Source organism: Clostridium sp. UBA4395, from assembly GCF_002390995.1.
GTDB classification, from domain to species: domain Bacteria; phylum Bacillota; class Clostridia; order Clostridiales; family Clostridiaceae; genus Clostridium_J; species Clostridium_J sulfidigenes.
The window spans coordinates 1-5,393 of record NZ_DGRF01000097.1 but is presented as its reverse complement, the minus strand read 5'-3'; the positions used below and the strand labels follow the sequence as shown (position 1 = coordinate 5,393).

General features: G+C 33.1%; 4 protein-coding genes. 1 reads left to right on the top strand and 3 read right to left on the bottom strand.

The features are described from left to right. The first annotated feature begins 199 nt into the window (after positions 1-199). The gene (locus tag B2694_RS17530) at positions 200-412 is read left to right on the top strand and encodes a DUF3955 domain-containing protein (protein ID WP_346886852.1); all 213 of its coding nucleotides are present in this window, start codon (positions 200-202) and stop codon (positions 410-412) included. 139 nt (positions 413-551) lie between these two features. Here the strand turns inward: B2694_RS17530 and B2694_RS17525 are convergent, their stop codons facing one another. From B2694_RS17525 to hypB, 3 genes are all read right to left on the bottom strand, one after another. Next, positions 552-1,538, bottom strand: coding sequence for a DUF5692 family protein (locus B2694_RS17525; RefSeq protein ID WP_346886851.1), 987 nt, complete (start codon positions 1,536-1,538; stop codon positions 552-554). 66 nt (positions 1,539-1,604) lie between these two features. After that, complete coding sequence (locus B2694_RS17520) at positions 1,605-4,283, bottom strand: FAD-dependent oxidoreductase (RefSeq protein WP_346886850.1); 2,679 nt, start codon at positions 4,281-4,283, stop codon at positions 1,605-1,607. 240 nt (positions 4,284-4,523) lie between these two features. Continuing rightward, a complete protein-coding gene (gene hypB, locus B2694_RS17515; protein ID WP_346886849.1) occupies positions 4,524-5,195 on the bottom strand; it encodes a hydrogenase nickel incorporation protein HypB in 672 nt (223 codons plus the stop codon). Between the last annotated feature and the right edge of the window lie 198 nt (positions 5,196-5,393).

Below are 5,393 nucleotides of genomic sequence, written 5' to 3'. Positions count from 1 at the left end.
GCATCTTGTGTTACTATTGAGTCAATCGATACCAATAGGTTGTATTAATAATAAATATTTATTGTAAATCAATAAATATTTATTTACAATTCTATTTTTCAAGTATAAAATGATATTAAAAGGTACAGAATTTATAAAGTACTTAATTGCAAACAAAAATTAATCTGAAGTAAAAAAATTTATAGGGGGAAAATTAAAAATGAAAAAATATTTATTTAGTATTCTTTTAGTAGTAGCTAGTATAGCGTGTTTTACGATATTTAATGTAGTTGGTTCCGAAGTCTTGCCAGATGGAACTCTATCTGAACCATTCTTTCTTATACCAATAGGATTTTTATTTGCTGGCATAGCTATTATATCAGCAATAATAATTTTTGTAGTCTCTAAATTTGTAAACAACAATAACCCATAAGTGTATAATCTATTATTTTCAATTAATATATACGTATTAGAACTCAACTATTGTATATTGTATTATCTTAATAGTTCTAGATAGCAAAATAGGCCTATAGGCCTATTTTTTGCCTTCTTTAATCATAACATATATCGCTTTACATCATCATTTTAATTTCTTTAAACTCATCAAGGTCAGTATAAAGTTCTTCCTTGTATGGATTTCTCTTAGTTTTCCTTATTTTATATATCATATAAACAAATACAGCTATATTACTTGCAAGAGCTATAGCTCCTAAAATTGTATAAATAGTAATATTGTAAGTTGATTTAACTACAAACACTCCTGTATCCTGGAAATTTGGAAAAGTTTGAGCAAACATGCACCATATAGCTAAGGTCTGAGCTCTATGCTGTAGCCAAGCACCCTTTCCAACAGTAAATGCACAAAGAGTTGGCGCAATAAGTAATGCTAAACCTGCGTACCAAGAATGAGTAGGTATGCAATTATAAGTATATACAAAATTCCATAAATCATATGCAATAATCCAGAACCAAAGCATATCAGGCCATAGCATATCCTTACTTTTGTCTTTTCTAGTTTGTTTTCTAATTACTATTCCAAACCAACCAGTTATAGCAATGATATTTAGTATACCAGCCGCTGCATTCATATAATTCCAAGGACCACCCATTACACCTACTACTTCACCTTCAATAGCTCCTGAATTCATCATCCAATAAGTGGATCCAACTTCAATATCTCTTGCCACTGCTTCTATAATGTTAATAGCTAGAATCAACGGTGGAAAGCATAGTGCAATTTTATTATCAGCTAGTCTCCAAACAACCTCACCAGTAATTTTATCCTTTTTCTCAATATGACGAATACACCAAAATCCAATACATCCTGCTGTTGCAGAATAAACTTTAGCTAGATGGAACCAGTCAGTATAGGTAACATCCTTTAAAACAGTCATCCAAACAACTGTTAAAATAATTGGCAAAATAACAAAACTAAAAAATCCTGCCCACTTCTGTCTTCTAGAAAACTCATTGAATAAAAACAAACCTGCAAAAACTACAAACCACATTCCCCATGCAGAAAACATTGTTGCTCCTTCAACATAATTAAATTCAAACATTTTATTCACCCTCTACCCCTATTTAAATTTAAAATTACTTTATAAAATCTTTTATAGTTAACTAAGTTATTTAAAAAGTTTCTTTACTTTTTTAGTTGTAATTTTCACTTTACGTTTAAGAATTTGCTTTATAACTACAGGTTTTAAATCCTCATAAGCTACACCCTCACCATCATATTTTCTTACAAGGGAAATAGCATCAAACTTACATTTAGTGGTACATTGACCACATCCTACACACAGGAATTCATCTACAACCGTTGCACCACAGCTAAGACAACGTTCTGTTTCCCTTTTTATCTGGTCTTCAGTAAATGTTTCACGTAAGTCTTTAAATGTTTTCCTTGATTTGCTTCCATCTACATGACCTACACTCTGTCTAGGAGTACTATCATATCCTTTAAGTTCTATATTCTCCTTATCTAATGCATGATATTCTTTTCTATCTCGACCAATAATCAAACTTTGTCCTGGCTGAACATAACGATGAATTGAAATTGCACCTTCTTTACCTAAAGCAATAGCATCTATTGCAAACTTAGGTCCTGTTAATGCATCACCACCAGCAAAAACATCAAGCTCACCTGTCTGTAATGTAAATGGATCTGCTTTAATAGTATTATTTCTATTTAGTTCAATTTTACTATCTGATAAAAGTTCTCCCCAATTCATTCCTTGACCTATTGAAAGCAGTACAGTATCAGCCTTAACTATGATAGTGTTATTTTCATCATAAGATGGATTAAATCTTCCACTCTTATCAAATACAGAAATACATTTCTTGAATTCTACTCCTGTAGCACGACCATTTTCAACAATTACTCTCTTTGGCCCCCAAGAATTATTAATTTCAATATTCTCTGATAGTGCTTCCTCAATTTCCTCTTGAAGTGCAGGCATTTGTTCACGACTTTCCAAACAGTACATTTTAATTTGTGTATTTCCAATTCTAGTAGCTGTTCTCGCAACATCTATAGCAACGTTACCACCACCGATTACGATTACATTGCCCTCAAGTTTTAACTCCTTACCCAAGTTAACATCTCTCATAAAATCTATACCGGTTATAACATTTTCTACGTTTTCACCTTCAATACCAAGGTTCCTTCCCATACATGCACCGATTGCAATATAGAAGGCTTTAAAACCTTGATCCCTTAATTCATTAAGACTTATATCTCTTCCAACCTCAACCCCTGTCTTGAATTCAACGCCTAATTCTTTCAGTATATCAATTTCAGCATTTATTACATTTTTTTCAAGCCTGAATGAAGGTATTCCTAAAGTTAACATTCCACCAAGAACATTTTCTTTTTCAAACACAGTTACTTTATACCCATCAATGGCTAAGTAGTATGCACAGCTAAGACCTGAAGGCCCTGCTCCCACAATAGCAATTTTTTTACCGTACTCGTGCTTACGTTTAGGCACATATCTATGATCAGTATTTAAATCCTGTTCAGCAATAAATTTTTTGATTTCATCAATAGCAACTGGATCGTCGATATCTCCCCTAGTACAATCTGTTTCACACTTTCTTGGGCAAATACGTCCGCATACTGCAGGAAATGGATTTTCTTGTTTGATAAGTTCAAGAGCTTCCCTATATCTTCCTTGAGATGCAAGTTTAACATAACCTTGAACTGCAATATGAGCTGGACAATTGGTTTTACATGGACTTGTACCTGTATCAACTACATCTTTTCTATTGGTTCTATATTCAGGATTCCATTTTTCTGGACCCCACTCAGTATCTCGTGGAGTATCAATTCTCTTTATCTCAGTAGTTACTGGTGTTTTTGAACATAACTTTTGCCCCAATTGTAGTGCATTAACAGGACAATTTTGAACGCACTCTCCACAGGCAACACATTTCTCTTTGTCCACTTTAGAAACATAGTTTGAACGTACCATGTCAGCGTTAATAAACATACTAGCAGTTCTTAAAGCCAGACAAGAACATCCACAGCAATTACAAATAGCATGAGTTTTACCAGAACCATCTAAGTTAGGTATTTGATGCATTAAACCGTTTTCTTCTGCTCTCTTAATAATTTCAAAAGCTTCTTCACGAGTAATCTGTTTACCCCTCTTCGTACGTATATAGTATTCTGCTGCGTGACCCATCTGAATGCACATGTCTTCCTTAAGGTGACCGCAGCCTTCTCCCATAGCTTCTCTTGCTGTACGGCATGAACAATCAGCAACTGAGAAAATATCATTATCATTAAGATACTTAGAAACTTCCTCATAGGATGCTCTTCTAGTTTCACCTTCAATGGCATGTTCTATAGGTATAACACGCATAAGACCTACTCCTACAGGAAAACTTCCTGCTGTCTTAGGTCCTCTTACTCTTCCATAGGCTTCAAAAGCCCTAGGAATCTGAGGATACTTTTTAACATTCTCCTTATTGTTAACCATCATTTCCATGATACCTGGAACCCAGGTCTCATACCAAAATGTATCTACTCCATCAATTTCATTTACAAAACAAACCCCTGCATCCGCTAATTCTAACAAAAGTTCTGTTGTTCTCTCTACAGATTTTCCACATAAAGGAGCAACATCTTTAGCAGTAACCTTTTTACGTATTTCCATACAAAGTACAACTTCTGCCATTTCTTCTGAAACAACAGGTTCAAGAATCATATACTCGGGATCTGTAGCTTTTATTTCATTTTTCGAGCCACGCTTCTTATTACTGATGTGATTTGCAAGATCAAGTACCTTTTCCTTGACCATATATTATCCCTCCCCAAAATAATTATATGTCATCATAAACAAAACTATAAACACCAGTGTTTACAATGAATTGCAAAGATGGCAAGACTCATTATTAATATTAACTATATTAAAATAATCAGCACTTTTAGGTTTTATTAAGTTATTAAAACAAAAGTAACCGAAAGAAACTGATTATTATATAGTCAAAATATTTTAAAGTAAGTTTATAATATTTTTAATGTTATGAATTATTTAATGTTATTTATTTTTCCAATTATTTATTTGTCCACGTATCCAGTCAGCCCATTCTCCAATTCCCTCTCCAGTTTTAGCTGAAATTGGAATAACTTTAATATTTGGATTCAGTTTTTTTACCCTCTCTTTTACTGCCTCCATATCAAATTCAAAATAGTCAGCTGCATCTATTTTGTTCACTAATAAAACATCAACTATTGAAAACATTAAAGGATATTTTAAAGGCTTGTCATCTCCTTCTGGTATGCTTAGAATCATAGCATTTTTTGATGCACCAGTGTCAAATTCTGCAGGACACACTAAGTTCCCAACATTCTCCAATATTGCAAAATCAATGTTATCTGTTCCAAGACCTTTTAAACCTTGTCTAGTCATATCAGCATCAAGATGACACATTCCTCCTGTATGCAGTTGAATTACTTTAACTCCAGTCTGTGAAACCTTGTGTGCATCCACATCTGAATCAATATCAGCTTCTAAAATACCAATGTTCATTTCATTTTGAAGAGCTTCAATTGTTCTTAAAACAGTTGTTGTTTTCCCTGAACCAGGTGATGACATAAGATTTAATAAAAAGACCCCATCTTTTTTCAATTCTTCTCTAAGTAGCTCAGCCTGACGATCATTGTTGTCAAAAACACTTTGCTTAATTTCTAAAACTTTAAATGCCTCCATATAAACTCTCCCCCATTTCATATTTAATTTAGGTTACTTTATTGAAGTAGGTTACAATATATTATTACCAACCGTTCCACAATATAACATAACAGTTGTTATGTTTATAATATAATACGCACCTACCTTTGTCAATGTATTAACATTCGAAATAATAAATATGTTATGAAAATACCGGGGCTGTATCAAAATTAAATA

Bases quoted from the DNA above. Each gene is read 5' to 3' on its own strand.
- hypB (WP_346886849.1), bottom strand. From the start codon at position 5,195: ATGGAGGCATTTAAAGTTTTAGAAATTAAGCAAAGTGTTTTTGACAAC.
- B2694_RS17525 (WP_346886851.1), bottom strand. From the start codon at position 1,538: ATGTTTGAATTTAATTATGTTGAAGGAGCAACAATGTTTTCTGCATGG.
- B2694_RS17520 (WP_346886850.1), bottom strand. From the start codon at position 4,283: ATGGTCAAGGAAAAGGTACTTGATCTTGCAAATCACATCAGTAATAAG.
- B2694_RS17530 (WP_346886852.1), top strand. From the start codon at position 200: ATGAAAAAATATTTATTTAGTATTCTTTTAGTAGTAGCTAGTATAGCG.